This is a genomic window from Microbispora sp. KK1-11, assembly GCF_006874435.1.
Taxonomy (GTDB): domain Bacteria; phylum Actinomycetota; class Actinomycetes; order Streptosporangiales; family Streptosporangiaceae; genus Microbispora; species Microbispora catharanthi.
This window is the reverse complement of sequence record NZ_VIRJ01000053.1, coordinates 1-17,259: the sequence shown is the minus strand read 5'-3', so window position 1 is coordinate 17,259 and position 17,259 is coordinate 1. Positions and strand designations below refer to the sequence as shown.

Here is a 17,259-nt window from a genome sequence, read left to right as displayed (position 1 = left end):
TCTTCTCCTCGTTGGGGGGGCGTGAAGGCGGAGACGACGGAGGCGCGCGGAAGCGACGCTCCCGCCGTTCGGCGTCACGTGATCGGCGACGCTCTGTAGGAGTTATCGGTAACATCAGGGTCTAGAGCGTGCCGTTGACGGTGTCAAGCCCCGGTCTCCGGCCTGAACGCCCCGCCAGGGCACGCCAGCGCGTTCAGCCCCAGGTCAGTCCCGTTTCGACGGCCGCGGGAAGATGTCAGGCGGACGCGGAAGATTCAGGCCGCAGGGAGCCTTCCTTGACGGCTGTCTGTGGTAGCGGTAACACTTGCGCCACCCGGACGCGTGACCGTGAACCCGGAAGGAGGGCCTTTTCATCGTGGGCGACGATCGCCGTCCACGGCGTACGGCGAGCAGGTCGATCGACTCGCGGACATAGTGCCGGTCGGTGGTGGTGCCGGTGGAAAAACGGGCGGCCAGGTCCCTGATCTCAGAGACCTGGCCTGGTGAACTTCTCGCGTGTCAGCGTGGGCGGAGGCGTCCTCTTGTCCGGGCCGCGCGGCGGGCCGTGGTCAGACGCCGGTGATGGTCCATTGGTTGTTGGTGCTGTTGTTGGGCGTCCACATGCCGACGGCGGAGCCGGCGGTGGTGTAGCCCATGCCGTCGAGGGACGTCCCGGTGCCGCGGTTGACGATCTGGTAGCGGCCGTTGCCGAGATCGTTCAGGCGCCACTGCTGGTTGTTGCCGCCGTTCCAGGCCGACTGCCTGGCGTTGGCGCCGTTGGCTGTGTTGCCCCAGCTGTCGGCCACCATGCCGTTGGTGCGGTTGACGATCCGATACCAGCCGCCGCCCAGGTCGACCAGCTGCCACTGGAGGTTCGTGCTGCCGTCCCAGTTCCACTGCTTGAGGTTCGACCCCGACGCCACGTTGCCGCCGCTGTCCAGCACCAGGCCGGTGGCGACGTTGGCGATCCGCACGTAGCCGGTGGGGGTGCCGCCGGAGCCCAGGGCGGGGATCTGGCCGTTGAAGGTCAGCTTGACCACGTACGCCGGGGCGCTGAACGGGGCGTTGGACGAGGGCATCGAGATGTGCAGCCCGGAACCGTCCTGCGTGCGGTTGGGGAGAGTGGTGTATTGACCGGCCGAGGAGCCGAGGAGCTGCACCGAGGCCAGGTTGCTCAGATTGATCCGGTTGGCGCCCAAGGTCGTGATGTGCAGGGTGCTGCCCGGCCAGCCCAGCACGGTGGCGTACAGCACCGTGTTGTCCTTGCTGCGGGTGAAGCGGATGTCGGTGTTGGTGCCCGCCCGCGGCGTGGTGAACGAACCCCCGCCCATCTGGGTGGGGCCCTCGCCGTAGATCGCCCAGGCCCGGGTGGCGTAGATGGACTCGCCGAACCGCTTGAGGTAGTCCCCGATGCCCAGCAGGATCGACCGCTGCCCGGACGGGATGGTGCCGTCGGCCATCGGGGCGATGTTCAGCAGCATGTTGCCGTTCTTGCTGACCCGGTCGATCAGCGAGTGCAGCATGGCGTTGAGCGAGTAGTAGCCGATGCCGACGGTGTAGCACCAGCTGGAGCTGGAGATGCTGTCGTCGGTCAGCCAGTAGGGGTTCTGGATGGCGGCCGGACCGCCGCGCTCGTAGTCGAAGACCTCTCCCCTGGTGTTGAACCCGTCCTTGTAGGTCGCGACGACGTCCTTGTTCCAGGCGACCGCCTGGTTGTAGTAGTACGCCAGGAAGGCCAGCCGCCGGGACTCGTCGAGCCGGCTGAGGTTGAAGTCCTGCCAGATGACGTCGGGCTGGTAGCCGTCGATGACCTCCTTGAGCTTGTCGTACCACAGCTGCTGCTCGTCGGCGAAGCCGAGCTGGCCGTACAGCTTCTTCAGCGAGGTCGTCGACTGGGCCGGCACCCACTGGTAGAAGCCGGTGAAGTTGTAGGTGTGGTGCATTGCCACCAGAAGCTTGAGGCCCTTGCCCCGGATGGCGTCGGCGTGCAGCCGCAACAGGTCGAGCCTGGGGCCGGTGGCGACCGAGTTCCACTCGTTCACGCGGCTGTTCCACATCGAGTAGCCGTCGTGGTGCTCGGCCACCGGCCCGGCGAACCTGGCGCCGGCGTCGGCGAACAGCTGCGCCCACTCGTCGGGGTCGAAGTTGCCGCCGGACGACTTCAGCTTGGGCGCGAACTGCACCCAGTTGCCGGCCTTGTCCCGGGCGCCGTTGATGAAGTTGTGGTACGGCCACACCGACGGGTCACCATAAACGCTCTTGTGGTGATTGTTCTCGTTTGACCCGTTGTTGTACATGTTGCGCGGGTACCACTCGTTGGCGAACGCCGGGACGCTGAACACGCCCCAGTGGTAGTAGATGCCGAACTTCGCGTCCTGGAACCACTCGGCGGCCGGCGGGTGCTGGTCCACCGACGACCAGCTCGCGGTGTAACTCTGCGGACCGGCGTTCGCCCACGCGGGGCCGGCCTTCAGCACGCCGGCGGCCGTGGCGACCGCGGCCGTGGCGAGCAGTTGCCGGCGGCTGAACTGGAACGAGGATGCGGACATGGCGAGGTACCTCTCGCGCTCGGGGGGATTTTCCAGGGCGTGCGCGGCCGTCGAGGCCAAGCCCGCCGGCCCTGCTCGGGTGACCGCCTCGTACGCCTTCCTTCCTGGGCCGCGGCGGCCGGTCACCGCAGAGACATTGGATGTCGTTGTACGTCAGGCAGAGAGATCTGTCCACACTCCCCCGCCGCCAGGTGTGCGCATGGCGCGATCCCGCACAGCCGGGCCTCGTCCGCGCGACAAGTGGAAACGTCGGCGAGACGCAGGAATCCGCACGTTTGCGCATGCCGCGTCGGCAGTGCCGTCACCCGTCTCGCGCCGGTCGCAGACAGCCCATGTCCCCACGGCCGCCAGCCCTGATTCGGCCGAGAAATGGGATGTCTGAAAGTTTCATCGCATGAGGGTGGCCGACCGGACGGCTACCGGTATGCGCGCGCCGGGGGCGCGGTGTGGGTGTCCCACGCCGCGCCCCCGGCCACGTCTGGTTCAGGTGGTGTCCCGCCTGGGGTTCAGGACTGGTTGAACAGCGAAAGCGTCAGGGTGGAGTGGTATTCGCCGGCGGCGACGTCGACCGGAGTGCGCAGGGCGAGGTCGGCGTTGACCTGCCAGGTGCCGATCTCGTCGGCGGAGTTGGCGGTCGAGACGAGCAGTTCCTGGCCCTTCAGACCCTCGGTGGGGGCTCCGGTGCCGTCGGAGATGACGCTGGAGACCGGTTCACCGGCCGCCACCGCGCCGGTGGTGGAGTCGGTCAGCAGGCGCGGCTTCCATCCCAGGTACTGCGGGCCGATGGTGGCCGAGGGGTTGTCGGTCGCGGTGAACTGACTGGACTGGCCGACGACCGCCCAGAAGTCCCCGGCGGGGATGTCCTCGGGACGGCGGGTGTCGGACACCGTGACCGTGGGCAGGGTGCCGACGAACTGGCGGGCGGTGGCGTTGGACCCGTTCTCCTGCAGCGACACCCCGGTGTTGTCGGCGACGGTCATGGAGACCTGGCCGGGGGTGGTGGTGGGTTCGATCTTCACTGACACGTCGATGCCGTTGCCGTTGCCGGGGTCGTCGTCTGCCAGCGCGGGACCGGCCACGCCGGCGCCGGCCAGCGCGAGGCCGAGCACGGACGCGGCGAGTATCTGGGTGGTCCTGTTGATTCTCATGTGATCGCTCCATTTAGGGGGGCGGGGCCGGTCGGCTGATCGGCCGGCCGGCCCCGGTGCGGTCAGCGGAGCTGATCGCGGTGTGAGCGGCTCAGCCGCAGCTGGCCGCGGTGTAAGCGACGTCGTAGGACGAGGTGACCTGCTTGCCGTCGATCGTGGCGGTCGCCTTCACGGTGACCGTGCCGGCGTCGATCTGGGCGGCGCGGGTGTTGAAGGACTGGTAGGCCTGCTTGCCCGGGGCCACGTCGGCCACGGTCTTGGACCCGAACGGGGTGGTCAGCGTGATCGTCGCCGGCACGCCGGAGTCGTTGACGGCCGTGACCGCCACGTACGCCGAGCTGCCGATGCAGCGGGAGGCGGCGGTGACGGTCAGCTTGACCTCCGGCGAGGGCGGCGTGACGGAATCGAGCGCGACGGCGAAGATGTGCATCGTCGCGACCCCGTTCGCCGCCCCCGCGCTGATGTTGGGCAGGTCGACGCGGGAGATCTCCTTGTTCTGCAGAGCCACGCCCGCGTAGTAGACGGTGGCGGCGGTGTTCTGCCGCTGGTTGTTCGGCCGGTTCTGGTAGGGGGCCACGACGGCGGCGTCGCCCTCCGGCCTCGGCGCGCCGTACCAGTCGGGCGAGCTGAGGGTGAAGGTCTGCCTCGTGCCGTCCTTGTAGACGACGGTGGCCGGCCCGGACACCGCGCCGTAGGTGCCGGTCAGCAGGAAGCCGAGCGTCTTGCCGGTGCCGGTCACCTTCAGGGACTGCCCGGAGGCGATGGCGTTGTCGGGGGTGCCCACCGCGACGTTGGGCCACGTGAACTTCAGCCCGTTCTTGGTGACGGTGGCCCCCGGGGTGACACCGGCCGACGCCAGCGCCTGGGCGGAGATGCTGGCGCCGTTGCCGTCGAAGTTTCCGGGGTTGGTGTTGGTGTCGTCGGTGACGGCGACGTTGCTGAACAGCTCCTCCAGCGGCTTCTCCCCGCCGCCCCACACCTGCACCGTGGCCTTCGCGGACGCGGTCCAGCTCTCGCCCGCCTCGGTGCCGCTCACCACGGCGGTGAGGACCGCGGTGCCGGACGTGGCGCCGGTGGCGGGAGTGAGGGTGAACTCCACCGTGGCCTTCGCGTCCGGCGCCAGGGGCCCCACGTCGGCCTGCTTGGGGGTGACGGTCCACCCCTCCGGCGCCGTGAGGGACACCGTCGCCAACGCCAGCGCCACCTCGACCGCCCTGACGGTGACCTTGGCCTTCGCCTCCTGACCCGGTGTGACCTCGGCGGGCGCGGTCACCGAGACCTTCTGCAGCGCGAACGCCCGGTAGGTGTGACGGGCCTGTGCCGTGATCTTGACGGCGTCGGGCTCGGTCTTCTCCACCTTGACCGTGCCGCCGGCGACGTCGACGATCTTGTGGCGGCCGGTGAAGATGCCGCCGCGTACCTTGACGACACCGTCGCGGTCGGGCGTGATGAGGTATTCGTCGGCCTGCCCGTCGCTCCAGGCCGCGCCGACGGTGTGGCCGCCGCGACCCCGCAGGCCCTGCACCTTTCCGTTCCGCCAGGCCTCCGGGAGCGCCGGCAGCACGTGCAGTTCGCCGGTGTGGCTCTGCAGCAGCATCTCGGCGATGCCGGACGTGGCGCCGAAGTTGCCGTCGATCTGGAACGGAGGGTGCAGGTCGAACATGTTCGGGGCGAGCCTGGCCGGCGTCACGAGGAGGCGGACCAGGTCGTGCGCCCGCTTGCCCTCCTCCATCCGCGCCCAGTAGTTGATCTTCCAGGCCAGCGACCAGCCGGTGCCGTCGTCGCCGCGCAGTTCCAGCGTCCGCCGCGCCGCGTCGTACAGCTCCGGGGTGCCGCGCTTGGTGATCTGGTGGCTGGGGTGCAGGCCGTACAGGTGCGAGATGTGCCGGTGATTCCGCTCGGTCTCCACCCAGTCGTACAGCCACTCCTGGATGTTGCCGCGTGAGCCGATCTTCATCGGAGGGAGCCGGTCCTTGGCGGCCAGGACCTGCGCCCGGAAGCTCGCGTCCACGCCGAGAACCTCGCTGGCCTCCGCGCAGCCGTCGAACAGGTCACGCAGGATCTGGTTGTCCATGGTGGGACCGGCGGCCACGCTGACGTTCGCATGGTGCGGCAGCTCAGGCGAGTTCGACGGGTTCGTGACCAGATACCCGAGCTTCGGCTCCTCCACGAGAGTGTCGAGGAAGAACTGCGCGGCGCCCTTCATCGCCGGGTAGTTCTTCCTCAGGAACTCGACGTCGCCGGTGAACAGGTAGTGGTCCCAGATCATGGTGGCCAGCCACGCACCGCCGGTCTGCCACATGCCCCAGAGCGCACCGTCGACGACCGAGGTCGCCCGCCACGCGTCGGTGTTGTGGTGGGTGACCCAGCCGCCGGCGCCGTACTGCACCTGGGCGGTGCGGGCACCGGTCACCGTGAGGTCCTGGATCATGCCGAACACCGGCTCGTAGCACTCCGACAGGTTCGTGGTGTCGGCGGGCCAGTAGTTCATGGGCAGGTTGGCGTTGATGGTGTACTTCGAGTCCCACGACGGGCTCAGTGAGTCGTTCCAGATGCCCTGCAGGTTGGCCGGCTGGGTCCCGGGACGCGAGCAGCTGATCAGCAGGTAGCGGCCGAACTGGAAGAGCAGCGCGGAGAACTGCGGGTCGTCGACGGCCCCGTGCTGTGTGATCCGGACGTCGGTCGGCTGGTCGGCCGCGTCGGTGCGGTCCAGTTCGAGCGTCGTCCGCTTGAAAAGGTCCTGGTAGTCGGCCACGTGCCGGCTGCGCAGCGCGTCGTAGGCCTTGCCCTGGGCGGCGGCGAGGTGCCGCTGCGCGATGCCCTGGTAGTCGCCGCTGACGTCCTTGTAGTTCACGTAGCTGGAGCCGATGGAGATCAGCAGCGTCACGCTGTCGGCGGCGGACACTTGGAGCGTTCCGCCGGAACTGGTGACGGTGCCGCCCTCGGCGACGGCCTTGGCCAGCGCCAGGAACTTGACCTGGCCGGTGATGCCCTCGAAGTTGCCCGAGACGCCGTCGAGCCCCACCGTGGTGCTGTCCGGGCTGGTGAGCGTCGTGCGCTGGGGGCTGTCGAACGTCGCGCTGAACGTGATCGAGCCGGGCTTGTCGGCGGTCAGGCGCACGACGATGACCTGGTCGGGTGCGCTGGCGAACACCTCGCGCTTGTACCGTACGCCGTTCAGCAGGTAGTTGACGGACGTGACGGCGGTGGTGAGGTCGAGCTGGCGGTTGTACTCCGTGAACCCGCTGGTGCCGGGGAAGGTCAGCTTGATGTTGCCGACCGTCTGGTAGGCGAGCTGGCCCGCGGGCTTGCCCAGCATGTTCTGGTCGATCAGGGTCTGGGCCTCGCTCCACTGGTCCGCGAAGACCAGGCGCCGGATCTCCGGCAGCGCCGCCAGGCCCTTGGTGTTGCTCTGGTCGTACGGCCCGCCGCCCCAGACGGTGTCCTCGTTGAGCTGCAGGCGCTCGGCGTCGACGTTGCCGAACACCATGGCGCCGAGGCGGCCGTTGCCGATGGGGAGGGCGCGGAGCCAGTCCGTGCCGGCGCCCTTGTCGTACCAGAGCGCCATGTCGTTGGCGGCGCGTACCTCCGAGGGTGCCACCGATCCGGCTCGGGCGACCGCTGTCCATTGCATCGGCAGCATCAGAGCCCCGGCTCCGACCGTGCCGATCTTCATCAATTGCCTTCGCGTCAGATCTGGCATTCGCTCTCCAAGCGCACTGCGGCCTTGCCGACGGCCGGCACCGCGCCAATGGGGCTGCGAACCCGACATCGAGGAGACTGGCGGGGTTCGGCGGGACCGGCTGCGTGACGAGGCTGTGTAGGGGGTGATGGCAAAGCTACAAAGATTTGATGTATCGGTCAACGATTCTTATAGAAACGTCCGAAAGGCGGGCATCTTGGCCATCTGACCCCCGGAAACATCTAACCTTTGGCCTGTCCCTGTCCCCTGGGCGGGGAAGGCCACGCCGCCGAGTAGCGGGAGGCGTCCGCGTCCTGTATCCGTAGAGCAGCACCAATCCCCCGACGACCACGGGCGACGACGAGGTGCGGGCAGGCCGCATCCGCTCCCTGGCTGCCCGTGGTGACGTGGGAATCCCCGCTCCGCTCGGACTCTGGAAACCTACCTGCCATGTCACGCACAGACGATGTAGTGGACAGCATCAAGCGGATGATCCTCGACGGCGTCCTGCGGCCCGGCGACCGCCTGCCCGTCGAGAAGGACCTCGCGGAGTCGCTGGGCGTCTCGCGCGGGGCATTGCGTGAAGGGGTCTCGGCGCTGTCGATCCTCGGGATCGTCAGCACCCGGCAGGGTGACGGGACGTACATCACGAACCTCGACGCGACGCAGTTGCTGGCCCCGATGGGCTTCGTCGTCGACCTGCACGGCCAGGGCGACCCGCGGCACGTGTACACCGTCAGGCGGCTGCTCGAGTCCGAAGCGGCACGGCTGGCCGCGACCATGATCACCGATGAGGCGCTCTGCCAGGCCAGGGAGCTGCTCGGCGAGTCGGCCAGGATCGTCGGTCAGGCACCCCACGACCACGAGCGTCTCATCGAGATCGACATCGCCTTCCACCGCATCATCGCCGCCCACACCGACAACCCGGTCATGATCGGCCTGATCGAGGCGTTCGCCAGGCGCACCGTCCGCAGCCGGCTGTGGCGAAGCCTGCACGAGGAGGGCGCGGACCGGCGCACTCACGACGAGCACGTGGCGATCTGGGCGGCGCTCGCGGCGCGCGACCCCGAACGGGCGCGCATCCGGATGGCCAACCATCTCATCGGGGTCGAGGAGTCCCTGCACCGGTTGCCCGACGACGGCGACGTGCCGTCCGACCCCCTGGCCGACTGACCTCGGGCCGGGTGGGGCCGGCGTGGGGTGACAGGCCGGGGCACGGGCGCGACGCCCGCCGTGATCACCTCACCCGATCCGGGTCCGCGCCGGACCGCGAACGGCCGAGGTTCTCCCGCAGCCAGGTCTCCGTGGTGCTGACGTGCATGAGCGCGACCGCCTGGGCGAGGGGGGCATCGCCGGCCGCGAGTGCGCGGTAGATGGCGGCGTGCTCGGCGATCGTGCGGCCGGCCGCGTTCTCTTCGACGAGCCCGCGCCAGACACGGGCCCGGAGGGTCCGGCTGGCGATGCCGCCGAGCAGGGCGGACAGGGACTTGTTGCCCGTCGCCTCGAAAACGGCCCGGTGGAAGGCGTCGTCGTGATGGTTGAGCGCTTCGATGTCGTTCTGCGCCGCGATCATGGCGTTGAGATGCCGTTCGACGTCCGCGAGCTGGTCGGCGGTGATCCGGGCGGCGGCCAGACCCGTCGCCACCGGCTCGAACAGGCGCCGCACCTCGGTGATCTCGAGCAGGTCGTCGCCCCGCATCATCTCGACGGCGAGGCCGACTCCTTCGAGCAACAACTCCGGCGAAAGGCTCGTGACGTAGGTGCCGTCGCCCCTGCGTACCTCCAGCACGCGTGTGGTGACGAGGGAGCGGACGGCCTCTCTGAGCAGGTTGCGGGACAGGCCCAGTTCGGCGGCCAACTCCTGTTCTGGAGGCAGCCGGGCGCCCGGGGGCAGCGTCCCGTCCTTGATGAGCTGCCTGATGCGTTCGATCGCCTGCTCGGTCAACGACATACCTGCATTTTGGTATGTCAGGACAGCGGACCTCCACACGGTCCCTCGCGGCGCATGGGAACGGCCTCAGAACCAGCCGCACCTTCGCCGATGCGGGTGCCATGGCGTGGGCTGCCTGGCACGAACTCGTTGTGCCAGGCCTTCAGCCGGGCCAGACATGCGATGTGTTCGGCCTCCCGGCCCGGCGAGGCCGGTCGATACGTCGGATCCCTTGCTCGTAAGAGCCGCTCGAATAACGGAATATCACCATCCCTCCTCAAGGTCTGGACACTGGAGCGGTTTTGAGCATAGAAAGACATCCCATGTCCTGTCGTGATTAGCCCGCTCACGGCGAACCTCGCCCATGCCCCGCACAGCGGCGCGGGCGTCACGTGAGCGTGGCGCGGTCAGCGACGGCATGGCAGCCGTGGTGCTTCAGAAGGAGAGACGATGGAACGCAGACGGTTCGCACTCGCCGCGGCCTTAGCCATATCGGGGTGCCTCGCCGCGGCCTGCGGCGGAAACAGCGGTACGGGAAACGACAACTCCGGCGGCGGGAACGACGCAGCGGCGAAGCCGGTCATCGGCGTCGACTACCCGCGTTCCGATACGGACTTCTGGAACTCCTACATCAGTTACGTGCCGAAGTTCGCCGGCGAGCTGGGTGCGGAGGTCAAGACCACCAACTCCCAGAACGACATCGCCAAGCTCACCGCCAACGTGCAGACCCTGGTGGGTCAGGGCGTGAAGGGCGTGGTCATGGCGCCGCAGGACACCGCGGCGGTGGCGCCCACGCTGCAGCAGCTCGAGGGCAAGAAGATTCCCGCCGTGCTGGTGGACACCCGGCCCGACACGGGGAACGCCTTCATGGTCGTCCGGGCCGACAACCGCGCGTACGGGGAGAAGGCCTGCAAGTTCCTGGGTGTGAAGCTCGGCGGCAAGGGCAAGGTGGTCATGCTGGAGGGCGACCTGGCCTCCATCAACGGCCGGGACCGCACCGAGGCGTTCAACGACTGCATGAAGCAGAACTACCCCGGCATCACCGTGTTCGGCGAGGCGACGAACTGGGACGGTGCCGTGGCCTCGCAGAAGCTGGCGACGCGCCTCACCGCCAACCCGGACATCAAGGGCGTCTACATGCAGTCGAGCTTCGCCCTCGCCGGCACGCTGCAGGTGCTCAAGCAGCGCGACCTCCTGGTGCCGCCGGGCGACTCCAAGCACGTCTTCGTCGTCTCCAACGACGGCATCCCGCAGGAGCTCAAGGACATCGCCGCCGGGAACATCGACGCCACCGTCTCCCAGCCCGCGGACCTGTACGCCAAGTGGGCGCTGTCGTACGCCCAGGCCGCGATCGAGGGCAAGACCTTCCAGCCGGGCAAGACCGATCACGACAGCACCATCATCCAGGTGCGGCCCGGGCTGCTGGAGGACCAGCTGTCCGCGCCGCTCGTCACCGCCGACGGCGGCACATACGGCGGGATCCCCAGCGTGAAGCACGACGACAAGTCGCTGTGGGGCAACAACCTGAGCTGAGAGGGCGTGGTCATGGAAGAGTTCGCGGGAGGGCCCGCGAGCCCTCCACCCGCCCGTGACAGCGGGCCGGTCCATGCGGACCCGCCCGTCGCCGAGGCGGAACGCATCACCAAGAGGTACGGCGAGACGACGGCGCTGGATCGTGCCCGCATAACGATCAGGCCCGGGGAGACCCACGCGCTGGTCGGGCGCAACGGTGCGGGGAAGTCGACCCTGGTCTCCATCCTGACGGGGCTGCAGGCGCCGGACGAGGGCGAGGTCCGCTTCGCCGGGTCCCCCGCACCGCGGCTGTCGGACCGTGACGCCTGGCGGGAACGGGTCGCCTGCGTCTATCAGAAGTCCACGATCATCCCTGAGCTGACCGTGGCGGAGAACCTCTACCTGAACCGGCACGACCGCAACCGGCTGGGGCTGGTCGGCTGGAAGGGCCTGTGGCGGAAGGCGGCCGACCTGCTGGAGGCGTGGTCGGTGGACGTCGACGTCCGCCGGCCGGCCCGGGAGCTCGGCGTGGAGCAGCGGCAGTTCGTGGAGATCGCCCGCGCGCTGTCGTTCGGCGCGAGGTTCATCATCCTGGACGAGCCCACCGCCCAGCTGGATGGCGCGGCGATCTCCCGGCTCTTCGAGCGGATGCGGGCGATGCGCGAGCAGGGAGTCACCTTCCTGTTCATCAGTCATCACCTCCAGGAGATCTATGAGATCTGCGACATGGTCACGGTGTTCCGGGACGCCAGGCACATCCTCACCGCGCCGGTGGCGGACCTGCCGCAGGGCGAGCTGGTGGCGGCGATGACCGGTGAGGCCGCGGGGCTGCGGGAGCACGCCGTCCGCCCGCCGGTCCCGGAGGAGGCCCCGGTGGTCCTCGACGTCCGGGGCCTGAGCGACGGCGACGTCTACCAGGACGTCGACCTCCGGGTCCGGGCCGGGGAGATCGTGGGGCTGGCGGGCCTGGGCGGCAGCGGGAAGACCGAGCTCGCCGAGACCGTCGCCGGGCTGCGCGCTCCCAAGGACGGAACCCTGGAGGTGGCCGGGAGCCGTCCGCGGCCCGGGAGTGTGCCGGAGTCGCTGGCCGCCGGGGTGGGCTTCGTGCCCCGCGACCGCCACCACCAGGGACTCGTCCCTCTGATGTCCATCGCCGACAACACCACGATGACCGTGCCCGAGCGGCTCGGTCAGGCGGGCTTCGTCAGCGGCCGGCGCAAGGACGCGCTGGCCCGCGAGATGATCACGAATCTCGCGATCAAGACACCCGGCCCGGAACTCCCCGTTTCCGGGCTGTCCGGCGGCAACCAGCAGAAGGTCGTGATGGCCCGCGCCCTGGCCAGCGACCCTCGCCTGCTCGTACTGATCACGCCGACCGCCGGAGTCGACGTCCGGTCGAAGGAGTTCCTGCTCGGCAAGGTCGAGGAGATCGCCGACAACGGAACCGGCGTCGTGATCGCCTCCGATGAACTTGACGACCTGCGGCTGTGCAACCGGGTGCTCGTGATGTTCCACGGCCGCGTCGTCGCGGAACTGACCGCCGGCTGGCACGACCACGAGATGGTGGCCGCCATGGAAGGAGTCGACCTCGATGCCTGACAGCACCACCGCTCCCGCCACGACGGGACACCCGCCGAGCCCGCCGGCGCCGGAGGAGGCGGGAAGGCGCCGCCCGGCGATCCCCCTGGCGCGGCTGCGCGACTTCGCGCTCGTTCCCGCGATCATCGTGATCGCGATCGTCGGGCAGATCGTCAACCCGATCTTCCTGCAGAGCGACAACCTGATCAACATCCTGCAGACCATGTCGGAGATCTCGCTGCTCGTCCTGGCGCAGACGCTCGTGCTGATCGCCGGCAGGATGGACCTGTCGCTCGAGTCGACCTTCGGGCTGGCCCCCGGCGTCGCCGCGTGGCTGACGGTCGCCGCCGGTACGGGACCCGGGCTCGGGCTGCTGCCCGGCGCCTGGGGAATCCCCGTCACCCTCGCGGTGGGGGTGCTGATCGGGGCGGTGAACGCGCTGTTCATCGTCCGCTTCGGGCTCAACGGATTCATCGTCACCCTGGGCATGCTCATCGTGCTGCGCGGCCTCCTCACGGGCATCTCCGGCGGGCAGACCTTCTTCAACCTGCCGGAATCGATGACCTACTTCGGCTCGGCCATGTGGCTCGGCGTGCCCGCGTCCATCTGGATATGCCTGCTGCTGTTCGCCGCCGGCATTGTGGTCATGGGGTTCACCCGGTTCGGCAGGGCGCTCTACGCGATCGGCGGGAACGTCGACGCCGCCAAGGCGGCCGGGATCCGCACCGACAGGGTGCTGTGGATCGTGCTGATCTCCGCGAGCCTGCTGGCCGCGATCGGCGGTCTCCTGCTGACGGGCCGGCTCGCCTCGGTGGCCGCCGCTCAGGGTGACGGCGCGATCTTCACGGTGTTCGCCGCCGCCGTCATCGGCGGAGTCAGCCTCAACGGCGGCAAGGGCACCGTGTTCGGCGCGTTCACCGGCATCCTGCTGCTCTACATGATCCAGAACGTCCTCACCCTCGCGGGCGTCCCCGCGCAGTGGATCCAGGCGCTCAACGGGGCGATCATCCTCACCGCGCTCGCGATCTCCCGCCTCACCGGCGGCAAGTCACAGGAATGACGAGAAGGGGAGGCCGATCCGCGCCGGTCTCCCCCGCTCGCCGCCGCGTACGGGTCCAGGGGGTGTCAGATGCGAAACGGCCGGATGATTCCCGCGTCGACCGGAGGCGGGGATCACCCGGCCCTCCGGTTCAGGCCCCTTCCGGTCCGGGCAGGGAGCGCGTCACGAGGGGAGCAGCGGCAGCAGCGCGTTGAGGCGCCCGGACGCGAAGCCGGACAGGTCCAGCGAGCAGAAGGTGAAGCCGGCGCCGCGGACCGCGGCGTCGACGCGCTCGCGCAGCTCGCACGCCCGCGGGATCTCGGTGGCCGGGACCTCGACCCTGGCGAGTGTGCCGCCGGCGTGGGCGCGCACCCGGCACACCCGGAAGCCGAGATCGCGCAGCGCGCCCTCGGCGGTCTCGATCCTGCGCAGGACCTCCGGCGTGACCGGGTCGCCGTAGCTCACCCGCGAGGCCAGGCAGGGCGCGGCGGGCTTGTCCGCGGTGACCAGGCCGAGCTCGCGGCTGACCGCGCGGACGTCCGCCTTGGTGAGCCCGGCATCCACCAGAGGCGCGATGGCCCCGCGCTCGGCCGCGGCCCGCTGCCCGGGGCGATGGTCGCCGAGGTCGTCGAGGTTGGTGCCGAGCGCGATCCGGGCCCCCATGGCGGCCGCCAGCGGCGTCAGCGCGTCGAACAGCGCCGACTTGCAGTGGTAGCAGCGGTCGGCGCCGTTGGCGGCGTACTCGGGCCTGTCGGCCTCGTCCGTGCACACCTCCACATGGGCCAGGCCGTGGGCTCGCGCGAAGTCGCGGGCCGCGGCCCGCTCGGAGGCGGCCAGACTCGGGGAGACAGCGGTGACGGCCAGTGCACGTCTGCCGAGCGCCCTCGCGGCGGCGAAGGCGAGCAACGCGGAGTCGGCGCCGCCGGAGTAGGCGACGACGACCGCCTCCTCACGGCGCACCCGGGCCGTCAGCCGGTCCATCGCGTCGCTCGCCGCGCCCGCAGCACCCGCCGCGCCCGCCCGGCCGGCGTCCGCCGTCCTCACTTCCTCGGACGCGGGACCGTCAGCCATGAGCGGCCTCACCTGCGAAGGCACGCGAGCCGGTGAGGCTCTCCTCGACGCCGAGGACGTGCAGGGCGGCGTGGAGCCTGGCCCGTTCGCAGTCCCGCGCCAGCAGAGCCCGATGGACGGCCCGGTGCTCCCGGAGGGTGCGGTGAACGGCCTCGGGGTCGCTCATGCCCCGCCAGATGCGGGCTCGTACGGTGCGGCCCGACATGTTCTGGATGACGGCGGCGAGGACGGCGTTGCCGCAATGGGAGGCGATGAGGGCGTGGAAGTCCTGGTCGAGAGCGATCAGTTTCTCGTGGTCGACGGGATCGCAGGCGGCGACCGTCTCGGCCTCGTCGAGCAGATCGCCCAGGCGGACGAGGTCGGCGTCCGGGATGCGCGTGGCCGCCAGCGCCGTCGCCTCCGCCTCCAGAATCCTGCGCACGTGCAGGAACTCCCCCGCCCCGGCGTCCAGGTGAATGTCGGCGACGAAGCTCATCCCGTCGAGCAGCAGGTCGGGAGAGAGGCTGGTGACGTAGGTGCCGTCGCCCTGCCGCGTCTGCAGGACCCGCATGGCGACCAGCGCGCGCACGGCCTCGCGCAGCGTGTTGCGGGCGACACCGAGCTGTTCGGCCAGATTCTTCTCGACGGGGAGCTTCTGCCCCGGGCGCAGCTCCCCATCGATGATCATCTGCTTGATCGTGTCGATCGCAGTCTCGATGACGCCCACGTCAGCCTCCCCATTGGTGACCATCAGGGTAGCGGTACGCCTCGATCGACTCGGAGTGCATACGAGCGCTGTAACCGGGCTTTTCAGGCAGCAGGTAGCGACCGCGCTCGATGCGGACGGGGTCGGTGAAGTGCTCGTGCAGGTGGTCGACGTACTCCAGGACGCGGCCCTCCAGGCTGCCGCTCACGCACACGTAGTCGACCACGGCCATGTGCTGGACCAGCTCGCACAGGCCGACGCCGCCGGCGTGGGGGCAGACGGGCACGCCGAACTTGGCGGCCATGAGCAGCACCGGCACGATCTCGTTGACCGACGCGAGCCGGCAGGAGTCGATCTGGCAGAAGTCGATCGCCCCGGCCTGCAGGAGCTGCTTGAACATCACCCTGTTGTGGCAGTGCTCGCCGGTGGCGACACCCACGGGGGCGATCGCCTTGCGGATGGCCGCGTGGCCGAGGACGTCGTCGGGGCTGGTCGGCTCCTCGATCCACAGCGGCTCGTACGCCGCGAGCCGGTTGACCCACTCGATGGCCTGGGGCACGTCCCACACCTGGTTGGCGTCGATCATCAGCGTACGGTCGCCGAGTTCCTCCCGGGCGATCGACAGCCGGCGGGCGTCGTCCTCCACATTGGCGCCGACCTTGAGCTTCACGTGTGTCCAGCCCTCGGCGACGGCCTGGCGGCACAGACGGCGCAGCTTGTCGTCGTCGTAGCCCAGCCAGCCCGGAGAGGTCGTGTACGCCGGATAGCCGTGCTCGGCCAGCTCGGCGATCCGCTCCTCGCGCGTGGGGGCGAGCCGGGCCAGCATCCCGACGGCCTCGGCGGGGGTCAGCACGTCGGACAGGTAACGGAAGTCGCAGGCCGCGACCAGCTCCTCGGGCGTCATGTCGGCCACGAAGCGCCACAGGGGTTTGCCGGCCCGGCGGGCCGCCAGGTCCCACGCCGCGTTGAGAACACCTGCGGCGGACAGGTGCACCACGCCCTTCTCCGGCCCGAGCCAGCGCATCTGGCTGTCGGCCATGATCTCTCGGTAGAGACCGCCGAGGTCGCCGGCCAGCTCGTCCACGTCGCGTCCGGCCAGCCGCGCCCCGATCTGCCTGGCGGCGGCCACACACAGGTCGTTGCCCCGCCCGATCGTGAACGTCAGACCGTGCCCCGCCAGGTCGCCGTCGTCGGTTTCCAGCACCACGTACGCCGCGGAGTAGTCGCCGTCCGGGTTCATGGCGTCCGAGCCGTCGAGCGTCGCGGAGGTCGGGAACCTGATGTCGATCACGTTCACAGAGGTGATCGTCGGCATGGGCGAACTCCAATTGATCCGATGAATGTGATTGGAACAGTAGGGTCCGGTCGGGAGAAGGTCAAGACAATCGGCCGATATCCAATCAAAGGCTTTACTTCAACCCGATGAATCTGACAGGCTCGGCACGGCATACGGCCCTGTGAACCAGCGGAGAGGCCAAGATCGTGAAGCTGTTGCGGGTGGGTCCGGTGGGTGCGGAGCGGCCCTGCGTGCTCGCGCCGGATGGGCGGGTGTTGGATGTGTCGTCGTTGACGGCCGACATCGACGGTGCGTTCTTGTCTGGGGGTGGTGTGGAGCGGGTGCGGTCGGCTGTGGCGGAGGGGCGGTTGCCGGAGGTGGGGCCGTTTGAGCGGGTGGGCGCGCCGGTCGCGCGGCCGGGCAAGGTGGTGTGTATCGGGTTGAACTATTCCGATCATGCGGAGGAGACGGGGGCGGCGGTTCCGGCTGAGCCGGTGGTGTTCATGAAGGCGTCCAACACGGTGGTGGGCCCGGATGATGTGGTGCTGGTGCCGCGGGGCAGTGTGAAGACCGATTACGAGGTCGAGCTGGCGGTGGTGCTGGGTCGTACGGCCCGGTATCTGTCGTCTCCGGAGGAGGCGGCGGGGGTGATCGCGGGGTATGCGGTCGCCAACGACGTCTCCGAGCGGGAGTTTCAGAACGAGCGTGGGGGCCAGTGGGACAAGGGCAAGTCGTGTGAGACGTTCAATCCGCTGGGTCCGTGGCTGGTGACGGCCGATGAGGTGGGTGATCCGCAGGCGCTGGGGTTGC

12 protein-coding genes are annotated in these 17,259 nt (G+C 69.3%); 5 read left to right on the top strand and 7 right to left on the bottom strand.

Features of this window, described 5'->3' with window-relative positions; translation table 11 throughout:
• Positions 1-548: 548 nt before the first annotated feature.
• From FLW16_RS41180 to FLW16_RS41165, 3 genes are all read right to left on the bottom strand, one after another.
• Positions 549-2,528: an alpha-L-fucosidase gene (locus FLW16_RS41180; RefSeq protein ID WP_142566422.1), complete on the bottom strand. Its 1,980-nt coding sequence runs from the start codon at positions 2,526-2,528 to the stop codon at positions 549-551.
• Between the two features lie 506 nt (positions 2,529-3,034).
• Positions 3,035-3,676 (bottom strand): hypothetical protein, encoded by a 642-nt coding sequence (locus FLW16_RS41175; RefSeq protein ID WP_142566421.1) that lies wholly within the window; start codon positions 3,674-3,676, stop codon positions 3,035-3,037.
• Between the two features lie 91 nt (positions 3,677-3,767).
• Positions 3,768-7,310, bottom strand: a complete 3,543-nt coding sequence (locus FLW16_RS41165) for a glycosyl hydrolase family 95 catalytic domain-containing protein (protein WP_260616159.1) — start codon at positions 7,308-7,310, stop codon at positions 3,768-3,770.
• Positions 7,311-7,808: 498 nt separating this feature from the next.
• On the opposite strand from FLW16_RS41165, the gene FLW16_RS41160 reads away from it, so the two are divergent.
• Positions 7,809-8,531, top strand: coding sequence for a FadR/GntR family transcriptional regulator (locus FLW16_RS41160; protein ID WP_142566420.1), 723 nt, complete (start codon positions 7,809-7,811; stop codon positions 8,529-8,531).
• Positions 8,532-8,595: 64 nt separating this feature from the next.
• Here the strand turns inward: FLW16_RS41160 and FLW16_RS41155 are convergent, their stop codons facing one another.
• Positions 8,596-9,309 (bottom strand): FadR/GntR family transcriptional regulator, encoded by a 714-nt coding sequence (locus tag FLW16_RS41155; RefSeq protein WP_142566419.1) that lies wholly within the window; start codon positions 9,307-9,309, stop codon positions 8,596-8,598.
• 429 nt (positions 9,310-9,738) lie between these two features.
• Between FLW16_RS41155 and FLW16_RS41150 the strand changes: the two genes are divergently transcribed.
• From FLW16_RS41150 to FLW16_RS41140, 3 genes are read left to right on the top strand one after another with little or no spacing between them, the layout of a single operon-like run.
• On the top strand, positions 9,739-10,821 hold the full coding sequence (locus FLW16_RS41150; RefSeq protein WP_142566418.1) for a sugar ABC transporter substrate-binding protein: 1,083 nt from the start codon (positions 9,739-9,741) through the stop codon (positions 10,819-10,821).
• 12 nt (positions 10,822-10,833) lie between these two features.
• On the top strand, positions 10,834-12,399 hold the full coding sequence (locus tag FLW16_RS41145) for a sugar ABC transporter ATP-binding protein (RefSeq protein ID WP_142566417.1): 1,566 nt from the start codon (positions 10,834-10,836) through the stop codon (positions 12,397-12,399).
• Positions 12,392-13,438 carry an ABC transporter permease gene (locus FLW16_RS41140; protein ID WP_142566416.1) on the top strand — a complete coding sequence of 349 codons (1,047 nt, stop codon included), beginning with the start codon at positions 12,392-12,394 and terminating at the stop codon, positions 13,436-13,438. The genes FLW16_RS41145 and FLW16_RS41140 overlap by 8 nt, the downstream gene beginning before the upstream one ends.
• Positions 13,439-13,600: 162 nt before the next feature.
• Here the strand turns inward: FLW16_RS41140 and larE are convergent, their stop codons facing one another.
• The 3 genes from larE to FLW16_RS41125 are packed head-to-tail and all read right to left on the bottom strand — an operon-like array spanning position 13,601 to position 16,488.
• Positions 13,601-14,488 (bottom strand): ATP-dependent sacrificial sulfur transferase LarE, encoded by an 888-nt coding sequence (gene larE, locus FLW16_RS41135; RefSeq protein WP_142566415.1) that lies wholly within the window; start codon positions 14,486-14,488, stop codon positions 13,601-13,603.
• On the bottom strand, positions 14,481-15,194 hold the full coding sequence (locus tag FLW16_RS41130; RefSeq protein WP_142566414.1) for a FadR/GntR family transcriptional regulator: 714 nt from the start codon (positions 15,192-15,194) through the stop codon (positions 14,481-14,483). Before FLW16_RS41130 ends, larE begins: the two co-directional genes overlap by 8 nt.
• 1 nt (position 15,195) lies before the next feature.
• Positions 15,196-16,488 (bottom strand): L-fuconate dehydratase, encoded by a 1,293-nt coding sequence (locus tag FLW16_RS41125; protein WP_142566413.1) that lies wholly within the window; start codon positions 16,486-16,488, stop codon positions 15,196-15,198.
• Between the two features lie 167 nt (positions 16,489-16,655).
• On the opposite strand from FLW16_RS41125, the gene FLW16_RS41120 reads away from it, so the two are divergent.
• Positions 16,656-17,259: fumarylacetoacetate hydrolase family protein (locus FLW16_RS41120; protein ID WP_142566412.1), on the top strand; the 604-nt coding region annotated here is incomplete at its 3' end.

Excerpts from the sequence above, each read along its gene's own strand:
- FLW16_RS41180 (WP_142566422.1), bottom strand. The coding sequence starts at position 2,528 with ATGTCCGCATCCTCGTTCCAGTTCAGCCGCCGGCAACTGCTCGCCACG.
- FLW16_RS41175 (WP_142566421.1), bottom strand. The coding sequence starts at position 3,676 with ATGAGAATCAACAGGACCACCCAGATACTCGCCGCGTCCGTGCTCGGC.
- FLW16_RS41165 (WP_260616159.1), bottom strand. The coding sequence starts at position 7,310 with ATGCAATGGACAGCGGTCGCCCGAGCCGGATCGGTGGCACCCTCGGAG.
- FLW16_RS41160 (WP_142566420.1), top strand. The coding sequence starts at position 7,809 with ATGTCACGCACAGACGATGTAGTGGACAGCATCAAGCGGATGATCCTC.
- FLW16_RS41155 (WP_142566419.1), bottom strand. The coding sequence starts at position 9,309 with ATGTCGTTGACCGAGCAGGCGATCGAACGCATCAGGCAGCTCATCAAG.
- FLW16_RS41150 (WP_142566418.1), top strand. The coding sequence starts at position 9,739 with ATGGAACGCAGACGGTTCGCACTCGCCGCGGCCTTAGCCATATCGGGG.
- FLW16_RS41145 (WP_142566417.1), top strand. The coding sequence starts at position 10,834 with ATGGAAGAGTTCGCGGGAGGGCCCGCGAGCCCTCCACCCGCCCGTGAC.
- FLW16_RS41140 (WP_142566416.1), top strand. The coding sequence starts at position 12,392 with ATGCCTGACAGCACCACCGCTCCCGCCACGACGGGACACCCGCCGAGC.
- larE (WP_142566415.1), bottom strand. The coding sequence starts at position 14,488 with ATGGCTGACGGTCCCGCGTCCGAGGAAGTGAGGACGGCGGACGCCGGC.
- FLW16_RS41125 (WP_142566413.1), bottom strand. The coding sequence starts at position 16,488 with ATGCCGACGATCACCTCTGTGAACGTGATCGACATCAGGTTCCCGACC.